14 protein-coding genes are annotated in these 21,991 nt (G+C 67.3%); 9 read left to right on the top strand and 5 right to left on the bottom strand.

From position 1 onward, the window contains the following. Positions 1-151 precede the first annotated feature (151 nt). From O7626_RS03265 to O7626_RS03225, 9 genes are all read left to right on the top strand, one after another. Positions 152-1,249 carry a TauD/TfdA family dioxygenase gene (locus O7626_RS03265; RefSeq protein ID WP_278059101.1) on the top strand — a complete coding sequence of 366 codons (1,098 nt, stop codon included), beginning with the start codon at positions 152-154 and terminating at the stop codon, positions 1,247-1,249. A gap of 169 nt (positions 1,250-1,418) precedes the next feature. Further along, a complete protein-coding gene (locus O7626_RS03260) occupies positions 1,419-2,153 on the top strand; it encodes a DUF6875 domain-containing protein (RefSeq protein ID WP_278059099.1) in 735 nt (244 codons plus the stop codon). Beyond that, a complete protein-coding gene (locus O7626_RS03255; RefSeq protein ID WP_278059097.1) occupies positions 2,147-9,181 on the top strand; it encodes a non-ribosomal peptide synthetase in 7,035 nt (2,344 codons plus the stop codon). The genes O7626_RS03260 and O7626_RS03255 overlap by 7 nt, the downstream gene beginning before the upstream one ends. A 2-nt stretch (positions 9,182-9,183) precedes the next feature. Beyond that, on the top strand, positions 9,184-11,088 hold the full coding sequence (asnB, locus tag O7626_RS03250) for an asparagine synthase (glutamine-hydrolyzing) (RefSeq protein WP_278059095.1): 1,905 nt from the start codon (positions 9,184-9,186) through the stop codon (positions 11,086-11,088). Continuing rightward, positions 11,085-12,053 (top strand): TauD/TfdA family dioxygenase, encoded by a 969-nt coding sequence (locus tag O7626_RS03245; RefSeq protein WP_278059094.1) that lies wholly within the window; start codon positions 11,085-11,087, stop codon positions 12,051-12,053. Before asnB ends, O7626_RS03245 begins: the two co-directional genes overlap by 4 nt. A 254-nt stretch (positions 12,054-12,307) precedes the next feature. Next, positions 12,308-13,810 carry an IMP dehydrogenase gene (locus O7626_RS03240; RefSeq protein WP_278059092.1) on the top strand — a complete coding sequence of 501 codons (1,503 nt, stop codon included), beginning with the start codon at positions 12,308-12,310 and terminating at the stop codon, positions 13,808-13,810. A gap of 118 nt (positions 13,811-13,928) precedes the next feature. Then, positions 13,929-14,867, top strand: coding sequence for a hypothetical protein (locus O7626_RS03235; RefSeq protein WP_278059090.1), 939 nt, complete (start codon positions 13,929-13,931; stop codon positions 14,865-14,867). Positions 14,868-15,093: 226 nt separating this feature from the next. Beyond that, positions 15,094-15,897, top strand: coding sequence for a DddA-like double-stranded DNA deaminase toxin (locus O7626_RS03230; RefSeq protein WP_278059088.1), 804 nt, complete (start codon positions 15,094-15,096; stop codon positions 15,895-15,897). Next, positions 15,894-16,325, top strand: a complete 432-nt coding sequence (locus O7626_RS03225; protein ID WP_278059086.1) for an Imm1 family immunity protein — start codon at positions 15,894-15,896, stop codon at positions 16,323-16,325. The genes O7626_RS03230 and O7626_RS03225 overlap by 4 nt, the downstream gene beginning before the upstream one ends. Positions 16,326-17,187: 862 nt before the next feature. On the opposite strand, the gene O7626_RS03220 is transcribed toward O7626_RS03225, so the two are convergent. Genes O7626_RS03220 through O7626_RS03200 form a run of 5 tightly spaced genes read right to left on the bottom strand, consistent with a single transcriptional unit; the run spans position 17,188 to position 21,969 of the window. Further along, positions 17,188-20,454, bottom strand: a complete 3,267-nt coding sequence (locus tag O7626_RS03220; protein ID WP_278059084.1) for a LysM peptidoglycan-binding domain-containing protein — start codon at positions 20,452-20,454, stop codon at positions 17,188-17,190. Between the two features lie 3 nt (positions 20,455-20,457). Then, complete coding sequence (locus tag O7626_RS03215) at positions 20,458-20,883, bottom strand: pilus assembly protein TadG-related protein (RefSeq protein ID WP_278059082.1); 426 nt, start codon at positions 20,881-20,883, stop codon at positions 20,458-20,460. Further along, entirely contained in the window at positions 20,880-21,314 is a 435-nt protein-coding gene (locus O7626_RS03210; RefSeq protein ID WP_278059080.1) for a TadE/TadG family type IV pilus assembly protein, read from the bottom strand. Before O7626_RS03210 ends, O7626_RS03215 begins: the two co-directional genes overlap by 4 nt. Continuing rightward, positions 21,311-21,805 (bottom strand): TadE/TadG family type IV pilus assembly protein, encoded by a 495-nt coding sequence (locus O7626_RS03205; protein WP_278059078.1) that lies wholly within the window; start codon positions 21,803-21,805, stop codon positions 21,311-21,313. Before O7626_RS03205 ends, O7626_RS03210 begins: the two co-directional genes overlap by 4 nt. After that, a complete protein-coding gene (locus tag O7626_RS03200; RefSeq protein WP_278059076.1) occupies positions 21,754-21,969 on the bottom strand; it encodes a hypothetical protein in 216 nt (71 codons plus the stop codon). Before O7626_RS03200 ends, O7626_RS03205 begins: the two co-directional genes overlap by 52 nt. Positions 21,970-21,991: the final 22 nt, after the last annotated feature.

The following is a 21,991-nucleotide window of genomic DNA, read 5'->3' as shown; positions in this document are numbered from 1 at the left end:
GGCATCTCAATCTAGAGGGTCGGCCGCTTCCCACGTCATCCAGGCAGCTGCAGACGTATAGGCAGCTCAAGGCCATGTCGGACCGAAGGTCGGACTCGAGGTCGGACCACAGGTAGGTATTCCCAGAGTGCAATGCGCTCTGTGATGGTTGGTGGTGCAGTTGGTTACATCAAGCGTCGTAATCGCACCGTCCCGAGAGATCCGCCAGGGCTGCGAAGTGATTGTGGCGGCTCTTGTCGAGGCGAATTCGGAAGGCAGGACGAGAATGTCGACGCAAGCGTCCGTCAACACCACAACCGCAGGACAGCTTGATGTCCGCCCGGTCGGCGGCCACATCGGTGCCGAGGTTGTCGGATTGAATTTGGCAGGGTCGTTGGCCGAAGATGCCGTGGCGGAGATCCGGAGGGCGATGCTGGCCCACAAGGTACTGTTCTTCCGCAGGCAAACGCTCACTCACGCCGAGCACATCGCGCTCGGGCAGCGGTTCGGCGAACTCACGCGTCGTTCTCGTACACAGAGCAACGCGGCCTTGGACGAGTACCCCCAGATCCTGACGATCTCGCCCCAGATCGACGAGGAGCGCTACGGCCAGGACTACGAGGCTCACTACCGGACGCGGTGGGCAACGACGATCACGGGTTGGCACTCGGACATGACCCATGCCGTCAACCCCCCGGCCGCCTCGATCCTGCGCGCGGAGGTGGCCCCGCCGGTGGGCGGGGACACCCAGTGGACAAACCTGGTCGCGGCCTACGAAGGGCTGTCGGCACCGCTGCGCGCCTTCGTCGACGCTCTGCGGGCCGAGCACAGTTTCTTCGCCGGATACCGCATGGTCGACCACGACCCGATCGATCGAAGAATCATCGACATGATCGAGGGGGACCCGCTGGTCGCCGTCCATCCGGTGGTACGGGTCCATCCGGAAACGGGCGAGCGGGCGCTCTTCGTCAACCCGTCGCGCACGGGCCGGATCCTCGGGCTGTCGCCCGCCGAAAGCAGGCACATCCTCGACCTGCTGTTCGCGCAGATCACGAGGCCGGAGTACACGGTCCGCTTCCGTTGGGAGGAGGGTTCGGTAGCGATGTGGGACAACCGGTCGACGGCTCACATCGCGGCAACCGACCTGAAGCCTGGGACGAGGCGAACCCTGCACCGCGTGACGATCGTCGGGGACAAGCCCGTCGGCCCCGACGGCTTCGTCTCCGAGCTCGTCAGCGGGAAGCCGTTCGGTACCGAGCCCGGCGCCTAGACCTCGTAGCACCGGAGCGGCGGCCCTGCATGCCGTGTTCGCGCCCACGCTCGGCATCCCCATCGCGCGATCCCTGAGTGATCCGGCTCGGTAGCCACGCCGCAAACCCCGTCCCTGCTCCTCGTCCCGCGCCTAAGCAGCGCCACCTAAGTGATCATGGAGGAAGACGATGGTAAGCCCGCCAACCGGCATGGCGCAGGTGGCCCATGCCGTGGTTGAGCGCTATCCCTTCGAGAACGGGTCACTCACCGACATCAACAACGCTTCGGCGCTGTTCGCGCGGTACCCCACGTACCGGTCCTGTCTGCGTTGGCTCGACGAGTTCGTGGCGGCGCCGCATCCCGACATCAAGCGACCGGGCGACGTGTGCACGAGGCTCAGGTACGCGATGCAGCGCAACCTCGTCTGGCTCGTGACGATCCGTACCCAGCGGTCGGACAGGGACGAGGCCGTGGAGAAGGGCCTTTACCTGCCGGCGCTGTTCCGCGAGATCTTCAATGAGCAGACGGACTTCCGTTCGGGAACACTGCTGGCCTTCTTCCCTGACGTTCAGCCGGCCGAGGCGGCCGGCTTCATCGACGGCGGGCACCGGGTGTTGCGGATGGAGTTCGTGAGGCGAGGTCTCATGCTCGGCGAATTCCATCCGTCCAGCACCGTCGCCAGCGTCCGTAACCCCGACTTCCAGGTCATGCGCGCGCCTGCACCGATGTACGCCGTCAGGGCCATGACCCCGCATGACCTGATGTTCCTCGATCGGCCGGAGACGCCACCCGCCGAACGGGTCGAGTACCTGCGGCACTTCCTGGAGCACCTCGGGGAGCAAATCAGCCCGGCCATTCGGGATCGGGTTGCCCGCAGCATCGCCGATGCCGAGTCCGGCGCGACCGGGAGGGTTCCATGCTGATCGACCTGGGTGGGCACCTCGGCAGCGCGTGGCGGGCGATAGCGGCGTCTCACGCGGATCGTCCGGCGCTGCGGTACAAGGGCCGGACGACCACATACTCCGAGGTTGACGAGGCATCGCGAGCGGTGGCCGCGGCACTGGTGACGCCGCTCGGCGAGACGACCGGGTCGGTGCCGCTGGTCGCCGTGGTGCTGGAGGCGTCGGTGGAGTTCGTCTGCACAGTGCTGGGCGTGGTGCGGTCCGGCGCTGCGTATCTCCCGCTCGATGTCGACATGCCCGACGACTACCTACTCGACGTGCTGCGGCAGGCCCGGCCGGCGCTGGTGGTAACCACGTCGGACCGTGCCGCGCGACTCGGCACCTCCGGTGCGCCGGTCGTCACCTACGACACCCTGGCCTCCACGAATAGGAACGACCCCGTCGACGCCTCCCCGCGTGCGGTTGATCCCGCCTATGTGATCTACACCTCCGGCTCGACCGGACGGCCGAAGGGCGTCGTGGTCACCCACCGGGCGCTGCTGAACTCGACCGGGGCGCGGACGCTGGCCTACGGGATCCCGGAGCGGGTGCCGCTGGTGCACTCCGTCGCGTTCGACCTGGCGTCCGGGGTGCTGTGGTGGGCGTTGCTGTCGGGCGGCACGCTGGTGGTCGCCGACTCGCGGCTGCGCGACGTCGGCGCCACGCTGGCCCTGGTACGAGACGAAAACATCACGCATCTGGTCTACGCGGCGTCGCTGTACGCGCCGTTCTTGCAGCGCGCCGCCGCAGCTCCGCCGACCGGGCTGTTGGCGGTGATGATCGGCAGCGAGCGGTGGAGTGAGGTTCTGATCGACCGGCATGCCGAGTTGCTGCCCTCCACATCCTTGTACAACGAGTACGGGCCGACCGAGGCGTGCGTGTGGTCGAGCTACGCGCACGTGTACGACGGGCAGACCGGCCGGCGGGCGCCGTTGACGCTCGGTCGGCCGATCATCAACACCGACTACCTCGTGCTGGACGACGCCGGTCATCCGGTCCGCTCGGGCGGTCGGGGCGAGTTGTGCATCACCGGCTCGAACCTCGCCTTGGGCTACCTGCATCAGCCCGAGTTGACCGCGCAGCGGTTCGTCCAGCTCGACGGGCAGCGGGCCTACCGCACCGGTGACCTGGTCGAGGTGACCGACAGCGGTGAGTGCGTGTTTCTGGGCCGCATCGACCGGCAGGTCCAGGTGGGTGGTAACCGTGTCGAGGCCGGGCACGTCGAAACGGTCTTGATGTCCCATCCCGGGGTTGTCCAGGCGTACGTTCGCGCCGCTGCGGCCGGACGCGGAGTCGTCCTCGTGGCGTACCTGGTCACCGCGCCGGGCGGCGGCGATCGGGAGGGGTGGGACACCGCCGGTCTGGACGCCTACCTGAGTGAGCGGCTGCCTGCCTACATGAAGCCCTCGGCGTACCTGGTCGTGGACGAGTTGCCGCGCACACCGTCCGGGAAGGTCGATGAGTCGCGCCTCCCGGAGCCGGCCGCGCCCGCCGGTGACTCGGCAGACGAGGTGGCGAGCCCGTTGGAGTCGTCACTGGCCGTCGAGATCGCCGACATTCTGGGCCGCTCCGCGGTCGGCGTGGTGACGTCGCTGACGCAGGTAGGTGCGAACTCCCTGGCGTTCGTCCAGATCGCGGCGATGATCTCCACCCGGTACAACGTCGAGGTGCCGATCAGCGCCATGTTCGCCGAGCCCACCGTTCGGGCGATCGCGGCCCACATTCAGGTCGCGATCCCCGGGAGTCGGCCACCACTGGTCGCCGCGACGCAATCCCACGGTCCTACGCCCTTGAGCGCCCAGCAACAGCAGATCTGGGTGCTGCACCAGCTCGCCCCGCGCAGCTTGGCCTACAACGCGCAGTGCTCGCTGCGGCTGACCGGCCCACTGGACGTGCCGGCGTTGGAGGCCGCCCTGTCCTACATCGTGGCGCGGCACGAGATCCTGCGCACGACCTTTCACGACGGCCCGGACGGGCCGGTCCAGGTTGTCCACGAGCCGTGGCCGGTCCGCGTCGATGTCGTCGACCTGGCCCATGTCGGTGAGGCGCTGGGCGCCGCGGCCATGGCAGCCGAGGTGGAGCGGGAGACCCGGCGCCGGTTCGATGTCGGCGCGCTGCCGCTGGTGCGCTGGCACGTGTACCGGCTGTCGCCGACGTCGTTCAGCCTGTTGCAGGTCGAGCATCACTTCGTGCACGACGGCTGGTCGGCGGTGCTGTGGCTGCGGGAGATCCGGGACGTCTACCGCACCGCTGTCGAGGGCAGGCAGCCCGACCTCGCGCCGCTGCCGGTCCAGTATCGGGACTACGCCCGCTGGTACCAGGAGTGGACCACGACGGAGGACTTCGCGGAGCAGGGCCGGTTCTGGCAGCGCACGCTCGACGGCTGCCCGGCGCAGGGCGTCACGTTCCAACCGGATCGTCCCCGACCGCAGCGGCGAGCCTTCCGTGGCGGCTGCCTGCGTGCCGAGATACCGGCATCGACCGTCGCCGGCGTAGATGCACTCTGCGCGCAGAATCGGGTCAGCCGGTTCGGGGTGTTCCTGGCCGCCTTCGCGTCCCTCGTCTGGCGGCACACCGGCGAGGACGACATGGTGATCGGCTCGGCGCTGTCCAACCGGCGCCTGCCGAACACGGCACCGGTGATGGGCATGTTCGTCAACGCGCTGCCGCTGCGGCTATCCATCGCCGGGAACCGGACCGTGTCGCAGGTGGTCGCGGACACGATGCAGACGATCTTGCAGGCGCAGGACCACCAGGAGTTCCCGCTGGTCGAGATCGTCCGGCGGCTGAGGCTGCCGCGTGACCCGTCCCGCAATCCGCTGTTCTCGCTGATGTTCGCCTTCCATGACAGCCCTCGGCCCCGGTTCGAGGTCGACGACTTGCGCGGTGAACTCGTCATCGAGCACAACGGGTCGGCGAAGAACGATCTCAACGTCGTGTGCGTGCCGCATCCGCCCGAGGCAGGGTCCGGCCTGTCGCACGCCGGAGTGCAGGTGCTGTGGGAATACGACGAGGAGCTGTTCGACCGGGCCACCGCGCAGGCCCTGCTGACGAACTTCAGCCACGTCCTCGACGTGATGATCAAGGGCTGGGACCAGCGAATCGACGCGCTGGACCTGCTCGGCCCCGATCAGAACGCCACGATTCTGCGCGCCGGGACAGGCCCGCAGGTCGCGGTGGCGCACCCCACGCTGCACGGCGGCGCCGACGCGAACATCGCCCGGCGACCTGACGCGACGGCGGTGGTACAGGGCGACCGGCAGGTCACATACCAGGACCTCGACCGACTCTCTGCGCACCTGGAGCAACAGCTCGCCCAACATGGGGTGGTCGCGGGGGCGATCGTGGCGATCGCCGTACCGAGATCGCCGGAGCTGGTCGCCGCGTGCCTGGCCGTCCTGCGTCGAGGCGGGGTGTACCTGTGCCTCGACGATCAACAGCCGCCCGCCCGCGTGGACCTGCTCGTCGCCGACGCCCAACCTGTCGCGTTGGTCTGCACGGCGGCCACGGCCGCCGGTCTGCGGCGGCTCGACCTGCCTCTCATCGTGGCTGACCGGCCGGACGTCAAACCTGTCTCGGCACCCGCCCGGCCGCAGGTCGAGCCGCAATCAGCGGCGTACCTCGTGTACACCTCCGGCTCGACCGGCACCCCGAAAGCCGTCCTGGCCACCCATGGCAACGCCGCCGCCGCGATCCAGGCCCGCACGGCACTCGTCGGGGCTGCGGCGCCGCGCACCCTGGTCACCCTGCCACCGATCTTCGACGTGGCCACCTCGGTAATCTTCTGGACCTTCACGCTCGGCGGCACGGTGGTGTTCCCGCCGGCCGATGACGAAACCCGCGATCCCAACGCGCTACGGCACCTGGTCGAGCAGCACGCGGTCACCCACCTCAACCTGGTGCCCTCGTTCTACCGGCACCTCGTCGACGGCCCCGACGGGTGGGGGCGGTCGCTGCGTCTCGTCGCAGTCGGCGGCGAGCCCTGCCCCCCGGACTTGGTGATCGGGCATGCCACCCACCTGCCACACGCGGTCCTGCTCAACGAGTACGGACCCACCGAAACCACCGTGTTCAGCTCTGCGGCGCGCCTGTATAACCCGCAGACGCAGTCGACCGTCAGCCGCATCAGCGTCGGGCGCCCGGTCGCGAACGCGAGCATGTTCGTGCTCGACCCGCAGCGCGGGCTCGCACCCATCGGTGCCGCTGGCGAGCTGCACATCGGCGGCGCCGGGGTGGCCGCCGGTTACCACCAGCGCCCCGGCCTGACGCTGGACCGGTTCGTGATCGCCGAGGGCGGGCCGCTCGCCGGGACGCGGCTGTACCGCACCGGGGACCGGGCCCGGCTGAACCAGCGCGGCGAGTTCGAGATCCTTGGCCGCTTGGACGAGCAGGTCAAGCTCCGCGGGTATCGCATCGAACTCGGCGAGGTACGCCGCTGCCTCACCCGACACCCCCAGGTCAACGACGCGTTCGTCCTCCTCCAACCGTCCAGCGACCGGGCCGGCCGGCTGCTGGCCTACGTCGCCTCCGACCAGCCGGCCGACCACCTGGTGACACAGCTGCGTGGCTGGGTCACCGACCGGCTGCCGAACTACATGGTGCCCGCCTCCTACACCGTGCTGCCCGAGCTTCCGCGGACCTCGACCGGCAAGATCGATCCGAGCCGGCTCCCCGCACCCCGCGAGCACGCCGAGACGGCACCACCCGGGCGGACAGCCACCGAACGGGAAGCCCGGCTGATCACCCTCGTGCGGGAAGTGCTCGGCACCTCGGCGAGTCCCAGCGACGACTTCTTCGCCCTCGGCGGCGACTCACTTCAGGCCATCCGTCTGGCCAACCGGGCCCGCGCGCACGGCATGCGGCTGACTGCGGCGCAGGTGCTCCAGGCCCGCACCGTCGAAACCATGGCAGCGCTAATGGTCAGCACTGCGGCGGGCGCGACGGCGGTACGCCGACCGCCGGGAACGGTGATCGACCTCACCCCGATCCAAGGCTGGTTCTTCGCCCAGCGGTTCGCCAACCCGCACCACTTCAACCAGGCCAGGCTGTACCAGATCGCTCCGGACACCCCACAGCCGGCGCTGCTGGAGGCTCTGGTCTGGACCCTCGCACGACACGACGCCTTCCGGACCCGGTTCCGCCGAGACGGCCACACTTGGGTGGCGTTCCTGCAAGACGATCCCGTACGCATCGAACAACGGGTGCTGTCCGGTCCCGCCGAGCAACACCTTGCACAGGAACTCAACGAGCTGCAACGGTCCCTCAACATCGAGGACGGCCCGCTGTTCCGGACCGTGGTGTTCAGCAGGCCGGGCAGCCCGCAGCGATGGTTGTACCTGGTCGCACACCACTTGATCATCGACGCAGTGTCCTGGGACATACTCGGTGAGGACATCGAATCGGCGTGCCGGCGGCTGGCCCTCGGCGAACCGCTGCCTGACCAGCCCGCACCGGGTCTCCCCGAGCTGTCCCCGCCGGGTGCGCCCGCCGATACGGAACTCGGCTACTGGCAGGGCCTGCTCGACCAACCCAAGCCCACCTTCGGGACCGATCAGCCCACAGAACCCGCGCCGGTCGGCCACCTGCGGCACACCGCCCGGAAGCTGACCCCGCACGCGACCCACCACCTCCTGCACGACGCGCCGCGCCTGTACTCCTCTACCACCGAGTCGATCCTGCTCGCTGCGCTCGCCCAGGCACTCGCGCCGCTATCAGATCGGCCAGGTCTGTACACCTTCGTCGAAGGGCACGGTCGGGACGGCGATCTCCCAGCCGATGGCGTCGTCGGCTGGCTCACCAACCTGTACCCGATCCTGCTGGCCCCGCCACAGGGCGACAGTCTGCTCGACTGGGCCGCCGCGTTCGGCCAACAACTCGCCCAGGTACCCGCTGGCGGGGCCACCTTCGGGCGAGCCCGCTACCTCGAACCCGACAGCTCCTTGGGCACGCTGCTCAGCAAGCTCGACCTACCGAAAGTCACCGTCAACTACCTCGGGCAGACAACGACCGTCAACGGCCGTGGCGTCCTGCGTTCCTCCCCGCTCGATACGAGCCAGGCCATCAGTCCGAGCAACGTCCTGCCCACACCGCTGCACGTCACCTTCGCAATCGATCGAGGAACGCTTCAGGCACGGTTCAGCTACGACGAGGGCGTGTGGGCCGACGCCATCGAATCCGTCGCCGACCGCTTCGTCGCTTCCCTCGAACACACCGCCCGAGCGGTACCGCTGACCGACCGGTGGCACGAGGCCACCGCCCAACCGCACTGGCTGGTACACCCGGTCGGCGGCGCCGTCGACTGGTACGCCCCGCTTGCCCGCGCGCTGGCGCCGGAGCAGAGCTGCTACGGCCTTCCATACGACCGCGACGACAACGCCCGCGACATCCCCATGCTGGCGGCGGCCTACCTCGACCGGATCCGCTCGGTGCAACCGGCCGGCCCATACCGACTGACTGGATGGTCGTTCGGGGCCGTGGTCGCCTACGAGATCGCTCGCCGGCTGGAGCAGGATGGCCAGAGCGTACGGCTGACGCTGTTGGACCCGGTCGTGCCATTCGACCGCGCTGGTGACGCCGCCGCGCTGGTGGCGCAGGTGAGCACACTCGCCCCTCACCTCGACCAGGCGACGCTGGTGACCGCCGTCGACACGACCAAGAATCTGCCGCCGCTGGCGCGGGCCCAGGTGCTGGCCGAACAGCTCGGCCTGACCGGTCCAGAGCCGGAGCACGCGCTCGCTCAACAGCGGCTGGACATCATCGTGCGCAACCACGCCGCGCTGACCTCCTGGCAGCCGGAGGGATCAGTGCAGAACCTCCTGTTGATCCTGTCCGCGCAGACCGCTGCCCGCCAGATGGAGGCCCTAGCCGGCTGGCAGGACCTGGCCAGGACGTGCGTCGGCGTCGAAGTCGTGCCCGGTGACCACCAGACGATGCTCACCGGCCCCGGGCTCAAGGAAATCGAGGAGCACCTGCGCGCTCCGTTGCAGGATCCGCACGGCGAGGGGCGGTAGCCGTGTGCGGCATCGCGGGAGTCCTTCGGTTCGCCTCTGGCGGCAGCAGCGTGCCCGGCGTAGACGAGATTCGGGCGGTCACCGCCGGGCTGGCCCACCGCGGCCCTGACGGCGGAAATGTCTGGCACCGACGCGAGATCACGCTCGGACACCGGCGGCTGAGCATCCTCGACCTCACCGAGCATGGCACGCAGCCGATGACCCGCGACCACCTGACGCTTGTCTACAACGGGGAGTTGTACAACTTCGCCGACCTGCGCAGTCACCTACAACGCCAGCACCGCTTCCAGTCCGGCACCGACACCGAAGTTGTCCTGCGCGCGTGGCAGGAGTGGGGACCTGCCGCCCTCGACCGGTTCGACGGCATGTTCGCCTTCGCCCTCTGGGACGACCGCGCACGGCAACTGCACCTCGTGCGGGACCGGCTCGGCGTCAAGCCGCTGTACTACCACCGCGGCAGCGGGTTCCTCGTCTTCGCCTCCGAGGTCGAAGCCCTCCTGCGTTGCCCGCAGGTACCACGCCGACCGAACCTGGACGCCTTCTACTCGCAACTGCTGTGCTCCTCCACGCTCCAGGTCGACCGGCAACTCACCCTCATCGACCAGGTACACGCCCTACCGCCCGCCACCCACCTCACCCTCGACCACGAGGGATCCGAAACCACCCACACGTACTGGCAGCTCCCCATCCAGACGGCCGGACAACGTCCGGCCGAGGCCCCGGCGGCGTCCACTGAACTGGGCGCCCTGTTCCGGCACAGTGTGACCAGCATGCTCGTGGCGGACGTCCCGGTCGCCGCCTTTCTCAGCGGCGGCCTGGACTCCAGCGCCATCACCGCCACCGCCGCGGCCACCGGCCCGCTCACCGCCATCACCCTCACCCACACCACCGCAGGGTGCCGGCGGGCCCGCGACACCGCCGACGCCGACCTGCGCTTCAGCAAGCTGCTCGCCGCGCACACCGGCCAGGTCACCCACCGCATCGCCGCCCGCCCGAGTACGGTCACACTCGACGACGTCGATACGGTCTGCGACCTCGCGGCGATCGGCGACGACGTCCGGCACGTCAGCATCGCGCACAACTACCGGATGGTCCGAAACCTCGGACTCAAAGTCGTGCTCAACGGACAAGGCGCCGACGAAACCATGGGCGGCTACGTCAGCCTGCCCACCTTCGTCAATCACATCATCGACGTACGCCAGCCGTCCGCCGCCACTATCAACTCCCTGCCCGGCTCCCGGCAGACCGCCGGACTCACCTGCGAAGTGCTCGCCCACCGGGCACAGATGCACGAGCGCGTCCTCGACTTCCACGCCGGACTACCCGGCACCCCGCTGGAGCGCGCGCATCGGCTGCTCGTGCACACCCAGCTCAACCGGGTCATGCAGTTCGAGGACCACCTCAGCATGCGCTCCGGGGTGGAAATCCGAGTGCCGTTCCTCGACCACCACCTCGTCGAGTGGTGCTTCACGCTGCCCTTCGAACACCACGTCGACATCCAAGCCCAGCAAGGCAAGGCAATCCTGCGCGCCGCGCTCACCGGAACGCTCCCCGCCGCGCTGCTGGCACGGCCGAAGCAGGTCTTCCCCCACCCCGAACCGGCCGCGCTGCATCGGAGTCTCGCCGCGCTCGTACGCCTCCACGCCGCCGAGCTGCACGCCGACCCGCTCGTCAACCACCTCTTCACCCTGCCGCGCGGCGGCAGACTGTCCGCCCTGCCGGCCAAGACGCTGTGGCTGCTGCTGACCACCTGGAGATGGCACCACAAACTCCAATACCCCCACCCCGGCCCCGCCTGTCCGAAGCCGACGAGAAGCGAAGCTACCGAGCCCGAGCCCGCCTCCCACGACCCATCAGCCCGCCCCGTACCCGCGCCCAGGGGCACCGATGAAAGGACACCACGATGACGACACAGACCCTTCCCGACCAGATCACCGTCCAACGGATCGCCGGGCACATCGGTGCCGAAATCCACGGCGTCGACCTCGCCCAGCCGCTGACCGACGACGTCATCTCGACCGTCCGTGCCGCGCTGCTCGCCCACAAGGTGATCTTCTTCCGCGACCAGCAACTGACCCACGCAGAGCACATCGCCTTCGCCCGCCGGTTCGGCGAACTCACCCGCCGCCCCGGGGCCAAACACGGTGTCCACCCCGAGGGCTTCCCGCAGATCCTCACCATCGACCCGGACGCCGAGGACGCGCGGTACGGGCGCGACTTCGAGGAGCGGTACCGCCAGAAGTGGACCTCCTACACCGCGGGCTGGCACACCGACCTCACCCCGGCCGTGAACCCACCGGCCATCTCGATCCTGCGCGCCGAAACGGTCCCGCCCTTCGGGGGCGACACCCAATGGACCAACCTCGTCGCGGCGTACAACGGCCTCTCCGAGCCGATGCGCAACCTCGTCGACGGACTCCGGGCCGAGCACACCTTCTTCGCCGGCTGCCAGATACACCCCGCCGACCCCGAGGACATCACGATCCGCAAGATGAACCGCGACGACCCACAGATCTCGCTCCACCCCGTGGTCCGGGTCCACCCCGAGACCCGCGAGCGGGCGCTGTTCGTCCACCCGGCCTCCGTCAGCCGGATCCCCGACCTCACCCCTGCCGAGAGCACCACGCTCCTGGACCTGCTCTTCGCCCAGATCATCCGCCCCGAGTACACCGTACGGTTCAACTGGCGGCCCAGCAGCGTCGCCATGTGGGACAACCGCGCGACCGCCCACCTCGCCGCCACCGACCTGTCCCACCTCGACGTACGCCGCACGATGTACCGGGTGACAATCCTCGGCGACCGCCCCACCGGCCCCGACGGATTCACCTCCGAGATCATCGCCGGCGAACCACTCACCGCGTTCGAGGACTGAGCACAGCAGCGCCGGCCCGCCCGACCACGATCGACTGACGAACCGCCGTCAGGGAGCGCAGGCAGCGCCCCAACGCCTTTCCGGGCGGGCCGGCGTTGCCGGCCGAATCACGGACGGACACAAGCCCTGGCAAGATCCGCCCTGGTGCGGCGGGCGGTTGCGGCAACACTCACAGGAATCAGCTGACCAACGGGCCTCGGCTGATAACCTGCCGCAACCGCCAACGCACATAGCTCGCGGAGCAAGGAGATCGCGTGAAAATCCTCGACGAAACTTCCCGGACGCTCAACGAATACCTGCTCGTCCCCAACCTCACCACCGAGGACTGCACACCCGGGAGCGTCGACCTCAGCGCACCGCTGGTACGGCACCGCCTCGGCGAACAGTCGCCAATCCGGATCGCCGTCCCCCTGGTCAGCGCCATCATGGGAGCGGTCTCCTCACCACGCATGACGATCTCCCTCGCGCAGTGCGGAGGGCTCGGCTTCATCCATCACAACCAACCAATCACCGCCCAGGCGGAGATGGTCAGCAACGTCAAGCAACACAAGGCCGGATTCCGGCACAGCGACATCAACATCAAGCCAACCGCCACGCTCGGCGAGGTCGCCGGACTCCTACAGGCGGCCGAGCGCGACATCGCCGCAGTCACCGACGACGGCACACCTCACGGCACGTTCCTCGGGCTGATCTCCACCCGCGACTTCCACCCCAAGCGCCACGACCTGAACGACTCCGTCGAATCGCGCATGCAGCCCGCCAAGTCCCTCGTCGTCGCAGACCCCTCGATCTCACTCTCCCAAGCGAACGCGATGATCTGGGACAACCGCCTCGACGTACTTCCCGTGGTCGCCGACACCGGAAGCCTGGAGTCCATCGTCCTGCGTCGCGACTACGAACTCCACAAGACCTTCCAGAACGAGACGATCGACAGCGACAAGCGGTTCCGGGTCGGAGCAGGCGTCAACACCCACGACTACAAAGAACGCATCCCCGCACTCGTCCGGGCCGGAGCCGACCTCCTGTGCATCGACTCCTCAGACGGATACTCCGTCTGGCAACGCAACACCCTCCAGTACGCCAAGGGCGAATTCGGAGACCAAACCCCTATCGGAGCCGGCAACGTCGTCGACGGACGAGCCTTCCGCTACCTCGCCGACGCAGGAGCCGACTTCATCAAGGTCGGGATCGGTGGCGGCTCCATCTGCATCACCAGAGACCAAAAAGGAATCGGCCGCGGCCAGGCATCAGCACTCATAGACGTCGTCGCCGAGCGCGACGCCTACGCCAAGGAAACCGGCGTCTACATCCCAATCTGTTGCGATGGCGGCCTGCTGAGCGACTACCACATGGCCATCGCGCTCGCGCTGGGCACAGACTTCATCATGCTCGGCCGCTACTTCGCCCGCTTCGCCGAAAGCCCCTCCAAACTGGTTCGCGTCAACGGCCAACTCTACAAGGAATACTGGGGCGAAGGCTCTCAGCGGGCCCGAAACTGGTCCCGCTACGACCAGGGCGGCGAGCAGCACCTCGTCTTCGAGGAAGGCGTCGACGGCTACGTACCGTACGCCGGCAGCATGTACGACACTGTCACGATGACCATCGCCAAGCTCAAAGCGACAATGATCAGCTGCGGCTCAACCACGCTACGCGCCTTCCACGAGAACGCAGTCCTGGTGCCCGTATCGCATCAGAGCTACCTGCAAAACACCGCCGAAATTCAACTTCGCGACCGACCGAGCGACCCAGGGCAGTAAACGCGAACCATGGAACTCCCGGCAAGCTGCGCCTTACCGTCCGCGTCATAGAGGATCGCGATTGCCGAAGCGTTGACCGACGTTGAAGTGAACGTATTGGGCAGCCAGGAGGGGATCGATGACCACGAAGCCAACGCTAACCGTCATCTATCGCACCGACGATTTCGATCCGGACTACCTCACGAAAGCCACTAACCGCTTCTTCGACGCCTCCTCAGAAGCGGCAACGCGAGCCGGATTTCGTTTCCGCGCCATCCCTATCAACGAGCTTTCGCCAAGCTGTGTGGGCCAACCGCAGCTTTGGCGCCACGGAGAGAACCTGCTCCGGACAAGGCAGCTCTTCCAAGTCGACGACTTTAGTTGGGATCCCCAGACTGCCCATCACCTAAAAGCGGTATGCCGCACAGTACGGGAAAGTGATTCAGTCCTCCTTAACCGCTCATTCACTGACGCGGAGTACCTGTCAACCGATAAGCTCGCCATCATTCAGCGGGCCTCACGGCTCGGGCTGCCGACCCCGCCTACTGTAGCGATCCCGTTTGGCCGCTATGCCCGCACCGCAATCCCTTTGATTGAGCAGCAACTCGGCCCAGGACCCTATATTGTGAAGCCCCGAGAGATGGGCATGGGGTTCGGCGTAATGAAAGTCGACAGCATCGAGCAACTGTCAACTACCCTCGACGTGACGGCTCAGGCCGGAATGGGATACGTCGTACAACCCTTCATTCCCAACTTGGGCGACCTAAGGGTTTACGTAATCAACCGGCAGGTCACCGCGACGCAACATCGCTCGCCTTCCCCGGGGCGCTATTTGGCCAACATCAGCCAGGGTGGGGCTAGTGCGGCCAGGGCAGCAGATCTGGACATTCAGTCGGCAACGCTGCGCATTGCCGACAGCCTCGACGCAGCCTGCCTGCAAGTTGATTGGCTTTTGGGCGAGGATGGTCCGGTAGTCAACGAGTGGAGCAGCGGATTTGGCGGGTACTCAGCCCTGCCCGACCTCGAACGCACCCGCCTGAGCAATGCGTTCTTCGATTGGGCCAGGACCCTCCTTTGACGCAGAAGGTGGCTCCCAAGGAAATGCTGTTTATCTACTCAGTGCCCTCCGAGGTACGCGACGTTCCGGTCCCCGCCTTGCCGACTCCAATGCTGTGCTGGCTCACCGCAGCAGCGATGCGTCACCGCTACTACGGCTTACCAAGGGCTTCCCGGAGTCCGCAGTTGGGAGATCATCAACATAAGTCGCCGGTAGGCTCCTGTCACGTGGGCAACGGGCGGCACGAATGAACCTCGGCGAGGTCGCCGCCGGGTTGCAGGCCGTGCTCGAAGAGATCGCTCGTCAACGATCATCGCTGGCCGCCACCGTTTCTTCGCTGAACAGCACGTCCATGCGTCTACGGGCTGTTATCAGGGGCAGCGACCACGTCCTCGTTCAACAGGCTCTCACCGCAACGGCAGCATCAGCCGAGCAATTGCGTGAAGCAGACCGGCAGCTCGCGGGGACCGCGATGGCGATTATCGAGTATGGGCAAATCATCGGTATCGCCCTCACCTCGGCCTCGGACAGTACACCATCCGCGCTACCCGCGAGTCCAGGGAACGTGGCCGCTGGCGATGGGCCGCAGGCCAGCCCGCCTCCGTCGTTGACCGGGGCGCCGTCGTCTGGTCAACGAACGGAGGCCGGCGATGCTGCCCCGGCCCCCTTTCTGCCGGGCTTCCTGGAGTCCTTGCCAGCGCGCCGTTCGTCGGACGCGCCCACCGACGGGGTGCTCACGACCACCGGTGGCAGGAAGATCAGCGATGTTCACAGCGGCAAGGAAGGGCCGGGCAAGGGCGGTCCTGGTCTCCGGCCGCCGTTCAAGCACTACGTGTCCGCCCTCGATCACGCCGAGGGGCATGCGGCGGCGGCGATGCGCACGCGGGGGATGACGGAGGCCACCCTGTACCTGAACAACACCCCATGCCGGGACCCCATGGGTTGTGACAGGGTTCTGCCGTATGTTTTGCCGAAAGACGCGAAACTCACCGTCTACGGACCGAACGGGTACGTCAAGGTGTACCGAGGAAACGGAAAGGGGTTGGCATGAGTGCCGAGCCAGTCATGGTCTACTACGACCGCGCCGAGCCGGTTGCTGTAGAGAGGATCGAAGATCTCGATGGGCTGCTCGACCGCGTATCGGCCAACCCCGAGTACCAACAGTTTCCCGTCATGGTGTCGCTGGAAACGGGCGACAAGGAACATGTACTCGAAATCTGCCTCGGCCGGCAAGACCTCAGTGTGCTGGTCTGGCACCATGCGTTTCTCGACATAGCAGCGAGCAAAGGCACCCTCCACCAACCTGCGGGCCTGGCCTACAACTTCGGAGGTTCACGGACGGACGCCTATGAAAATTCGGCAATTCCCGTGGCGACCGCACGACAGGCGGCACGAGAATTCTTCTCCACCAACGGGCAACGACCCACCTGTCTTGACTGGCAGACGCCAAACTATGGTGAGCAGGGCGAGACGACATAGGGGCCGATGTTGTTCTCAACCGTTCTGCTCAACGTTGGACCTAGGTTGACCTCTCAGGTTAGTCGGTCGTGGGCGCCGACCAGGGACGTTCCTCGTCAGCCATTTCGGCCGAGACACCTGCGGCAATTCCGGTTCGGAGTTCCAAAGAGATGTGGCGAAGCACGGATGCGACTTCTGTGAATGCGGCAAGGTTTCGGCTAATGGATGGAAGCCAAGCTGCACCCTCGTTGACTACTTGGTCGGCCACGTCGAGGAGGACGTCAGCGGCAGCACGGAGGCCGTCACCAACATCGCCAGCGTCGAAGGCTTCGGCCATGCGATGCATTGGATTGCATGGGATTGCTTCATAGGGGATTGGCGCCCCTGGGTCAGCTACCAGCCGCGCTCCGAGTTCAAGTGCTGACGTAACCCTAGAGCGTTCCGCCAATGAGCGAACGCAAGCGGATGCACTCGTGTCTACGATGACGACGCGGGGATGATGCTCAGGTGAGAGGCCAGACGCTCCCCGCACCACTGGATCGAACGTAACCGGCGCAGCTGGATCCAGGTCGGCTATGACGGCGGCGAGGTCGGCGACGGTACGGATAGCCCTCGTAGTGTCTCCGGTCGAACGGAAGTTGTCTTCGCGCTCAGGGAAGGTCGGGTGACCCGTTGGCGCCGTCCTCGTAGTGGTCATTTCCGCCGTCCTCCCCCTCGATACAAAAATCCCGGCTGTCTGACAGACCGCCGGGTCGCCCGCGAACGCAGGCCGCATACCGAGGGTAGCCGGCGAGCGGAACCATGGGAACCGCCTCTGCTAGTCGTGGAATCCAGAAGTCCATGTGGGTCCGAAATGGTGTGTTCCGTCCATGCTCGTCCGCTCTCAGCCAACCCGCAGGAGATCTCCAACCAGCTCGTGAATCGCCGCGTACGTGTCAGGCGAGAGATCCTCCGGGACCTCGACTTCGCGCGTGCGTACGAGGTCGTCGAGGAGGGCGCGGAGTTCTGCTGAGCGGCCGTCAGCGTGGGCGACTCGCATGGCGTCGACCCAGGGATGGTCGTCGAGGCGTGAGGGGTCGGCGAGCCAGGCACGTTCGACGGCCCATCGCGCGCCAGTGGTGTCTCCGGCGGCGAGGTAGAGGTCCACGAGTTGGTGTGCGGTGTCCACCACGGCCGAGGCGAGGTTGTGCGGTTGGACGTCGCTGCCGGGTAGCCAGGTGTATGGGTTGCGGTAGCCGGACGAGTAGGGCAGCTCCGCACCGGCGAGGGGTTCGCCTCGGACGAGTTCGAGCGCACGGCGTAGGTCGGCTGTGCCTGCTGCTCCCCTGGCTTCACCCCGGGCTCGGAGACGGCGAAACATCTGCCAGTCAAGAAGTACGCCAGGTGTGAGGCGGTAAAGCCGGTCCGCCCCCGCGTTCGGGGGGAGCCACTGGGCTCCTTCGTCTGTTTCGCCGAGCCAGCGACGTACCTTGCTGATGGCGACGCGGCGGCTTCGTGCGTTGACACCACGCTCTGGCCAGAGCGCTTCGTCGATCTGTTCGCCGGTTGCTCCGGCTCGTCCCCGCTGCGCTAGGTAGACGACCAGTTCGGAGTAGAAGCGGAGTCGCTCGTCGGGCATTTCGCCGGGTGCGTGGACTTCGACTGGGCCGAGGATAGCGACACGCGGTCGGTGCGGGTCCGGTCGGTACCAGGCGTCAAGATCTTCATCGAGGGTTGGGTCATGAGGCTCGCGGGAGCGGCTTCGTGCTGCGGGTGCGATTCGAGCAGTCGCTCCGTTGGCGATCGGGGTGAGGGTCGCGAGATCGACTGGTTGCGCCGCGGTGGTGCCGGGCTGGGCGGGCGCCGGGGTGCTGCGGTCGGGTTCGGGCACGGCCGGTCGCCTTTCTTGTGCGTGTTGGTCCGTAGTGGGGTGCGCGTTGACCGGATCGTCGGGCAGGGTGTGGTGCTCGCTGTTCTCCGCGTCTTCGCCCTGGACGTGCCGTGGGGTGCGGTCGGTATCGAGCAGGTGCCCGTGTGCGTCGGTGCCCTCGGCCCAGGGGTCCAAATCGGCTGCGGCGGGCACTCGCTCGTCGCCGGATTGGTCGTCGGTGGGTACGGCAGTGCGGGCGGCGCGCATGACAGGTGCTAGCCGGGCGAGTTGGTCGCGGGGCAGTCGGGTGGCGGCAGTGTTGGAGATGCTCAGCCAGTCGATGGCCAGGCTGCCGTCTTCGTCGACGTCGACGTGCCAGGTTGTCGGGATCTCGCTGACGACGGCGACGGCTACCGCGCATCGGCCGGCCAGGCGGAGTTCGTCCGCGAGCGCCGTGAGATGTTCCTCGGCGTCGGTGGCGTCTGCGATGAGGAGGACGTGGGGCATCCATGCGTCGGCAACATCGTCTGCGATCCGTCCGGCGAAGGTTGAGCCGATGCCGCTGTCGGTCATGGCTTTGGCGTTGGCTGCGGCGCGGCGTCGGGCACGTTCGATGGCGTTGGTTGTTGATGTTGCGGCGGTGATGCGGTTGCCGCCGATGGTGATGAGGTTGTCGGCGTCGACGGAGTCGAAGCCCGCGAGCACCACTTCGGCGTCGTCGCTCCATTGGTTGGTGGCCAACTCGGCTGCGATGTATCGAATCAGGTCCTTGGTTCGATCGTGGTCGCCGCCAATGGTGAGCAGGCCCGTGCGTTCGAGGTCGATGAGGAGGTGGTCGCCGCCGGGTCGCGATGCCACGGTGACGAGGACCGGCAGTGGCGCCAAGGTTTCTTCGACGTCGGGAAGGGTGGCGTTCGCGGGCAGCATCCAGTCCATCGCGGTGCTGTCCGCCTGGAAGGGGGGCGGTGCGTCGGCGTTGGCTTGAGCGAGCATGAGGTGGACCTCGCCGCCGGACAGCCATGCAGCGGCGAGGTCGGGCAGTTCGGCGGGGTCATGATCGCGCAGGCCGTTGGCCAGTGCCCGCAGGGCCTGATCGAGCCGGTTGACGTCGACTGGCTGGGCGGCGGCACGAACTCGCTGTTCGATGGTGGGGTGGGGCGTGGGAATCCGGCGGCCGGGGCGCCGGTGCTGGCGTTGACGGCGTCGACGTTGGGTGAGGCGGAAGAGCAGGAGGGCAGCAAGAAGGCCAGCGGTGGCAAGAGCTGCGGTGATGGGGAGGGCAGCGTCGAACTCGCTATCGTCGGCATCGGCGCTTGGTTCGTCCGCCTCGGCGGCGGGGGTGGTTGTAGGAGCCGCCGTTTCGGCGGGTGAAGACGGTGCCGGGTCGGACGCCAGGGGTGTCGGCTGAGTTGCGGCTGTCGCCGGCGGTGTCGGTGCTGCTGTTACTGCCGGCGGACTTGGTGGTGTGGCCTGGACGTTCGGCTTCTGTGGGCCTGCGGTGCCAGGGGTGCCCTCGGTCGGCGGTGGTTTTGGGGGCGTGCGGAGCTTGCCGGTGGCGTGGTGTCGGGTACCGCTGTCGTTGGCGTCGGCGGGGAGCTTCAACGCCTGTCCGGCGACGATGTGGTCGGGGAACCGGGGATCCGCCTTTTCAAGTGCCGGGTTGAGCTTGGCGATGTCGACGTAGCGGTCGCCGTCGCCGAGGAATCGTTCGGCGATGTGGTAGAGCCAGTCACCGCGGGCTACTTCGTAGACCGGTGTCCTCACCGTTGGGGCCTTCTCGCCGGCGGAAGTGGCTGTTGCCGAGTTGAAGGATGCAAGCGTGACTGCGGGCTGCACCTGTGCCGTGGTGTGTGAGGAGGCGACGCCCGAGGGTGCAGCCGGCATCGTGATCGCGTTGGCGCTCGCGACGGCGGGCGCGGCGCCTATGGACAGGGCTGCGGCGACAAGCGTTGCTGCGCGGCGTTGCTGCCAGGCGAGGCCGAGGATTCGCGGGGGCCGCCAGCGGAAGACGTGGCAGGTAATCTCCACGAGGAGTGGTAGTGCGAAGGATGCCCAGCCGATCCAGCCGGCCCAGGTGATCGCGGTGAGGAACGCGCTGCCGTCGTCGCGGGTGGTGAGTAGTTCGCCGAGGTGGGACCAGGTGGGTAGCTGGTCCGGCAGCGGGTTTCCGGCCAGGGCGTAGAGGGCGTAGGGGATTCCCCCGAGGGTGGCAAGGATGCTCAGCTGGGCGGAGAGACGTGTGGCGAGGCCGACGGCGCGCGGGCGGCGTGGCGGAGTGTTTCTGCGAGCCGGATTGGCCATGGATCATCCCACCAGCAGGGTTGCGGTGACGGTTGCGTTTGCCGGGATCGTGGTGACGCCCGGCAGTACGTCAACCAGGAGGGGGTTGTACTGCACGGTGACGGTGACGGTGAGCTGCTGGCCGTCGTCGTCGACAGTGGCCTGCCAGTCGGTGATGCCTGCGGTGTCGAGGTAGTCCGCGACGGCGTCGATGGCTTTGGTCGTGTCGACCGCCTTCGTCTCGCCGTTGATGGCTTCGGGGAGCCGGATCGCCTGACCGCCCGCCCGCGCGGCCTCGGCGGCTATGTTGTGCGCCCGTTGGGTGGTGCGGACGTATCCAGCGCCGTCTCCGGCCAGGCCGATCATGGCGATCAGGCCGGGCAGGACGATGGCGTAGAACAGCCCGATTCGGCCGGCGTCGTTCCGGAGTGCGGAGGGGTTTCGGTTCATCCGGTTCTGCTTCGGAAAAGATCGAGCGGAGAGCTGTAGACGGCGGTGATCCACCGTGATGTCGGCATGCCTGGCATCGCTCCGGCGGACAGGTCGACGCGGCATTCGACACTGACGGTCACGCTGGCCGGTTCGCCAACGTCGCGAGCGAACTGGCTGGTGTCGACGTTGACGAGAAGGTTGAGACAGTGGATGTCCTGTGCGTCGAGCGTCGTTTGAATGGAGGACTCTGCGCGGCTTTGCGCGGTGGCCGCGTCGCGGGCGAGCGACGCGGCCCGTGCTGCTGAGTAGGTTGCCGCGTCGAGCGCGGCGTTTGCCAGAGAGACCCGGCCGACGAGCATGGCGAAGGCGGCAACCAGCAGCATGCTGGGTGCCAAGATCGCCAGCTCGATGGTGACTGAGCCGCGTTGTCTCTCTGGTTGCCGTCTCACGAGTCGTCTTCCGTGGTGAATTGCTCGATGGGGCTGTAGGCGGTCTGGCTGATCTGGAACCGCATGCCCAGCCAACCGAGGGTTGTGCCCGTAACCGTGACGCGCACCGCGGTGGGCTCGGGCGCTCCCTCACCGGCAGGGGCAACGGTGACCTCCCAGTCGTTGAGGACGTCACCCATGCGGGTCAGGTACGCGCTGGCCTGGGTATGCCCAATTCCGTCGGGAGCGCCGTAGGCCGCCTCGGCGACGGCCCCCTGCTGGGCGGCGGCCAGGGCCACCGTCCTCCCGTAGAAGATCAGCCCCACCTGCACGCCGAGGAGGATCAGCAGCACGAAGACCGGGAACAGGATCGCCATCTCGATGTTGGTCGAGCCCCGGTCGCCGGCCAGGCGCCTGAACCAGCGTGTCCCCCGGCTCAGGCGCCTGACTCGGGTCTCCGTCACGGAGCGGGCGCGGCCGGGGCTGCGGCGTCCGGCCAGAGCCCGATCCATCCGAGGACGTAGTCCGACGCGGCGGTCAGCAGTGCGACCGCGATCACCGCGCCGATCGCGTAGATGATCGCGGTGGGTACGACTTCGCCGCGGTCATCGCGGCGCAGCGCGGCGAGTAGCCGCAGGGCGTACGTGGCCCAGATAGATGGTCTTGTGACATCCATGGCAGCAACCTCCTGATTGTGG

It is taken from the genome of Micromonospora sp. WMMD1102 (genome assembly GCF_029626265.1).
Lineage (GTDB): Bacteria > Actinomycetota > Actinomycetes > Mycobacteriales > Micromonosporaceae > Plantactinospora.
The sequence above is the reverse complement of the archived record's forward strand: the minus strand, read 5'-3'. Positions and strand labels throughout refer to the sequence as shown.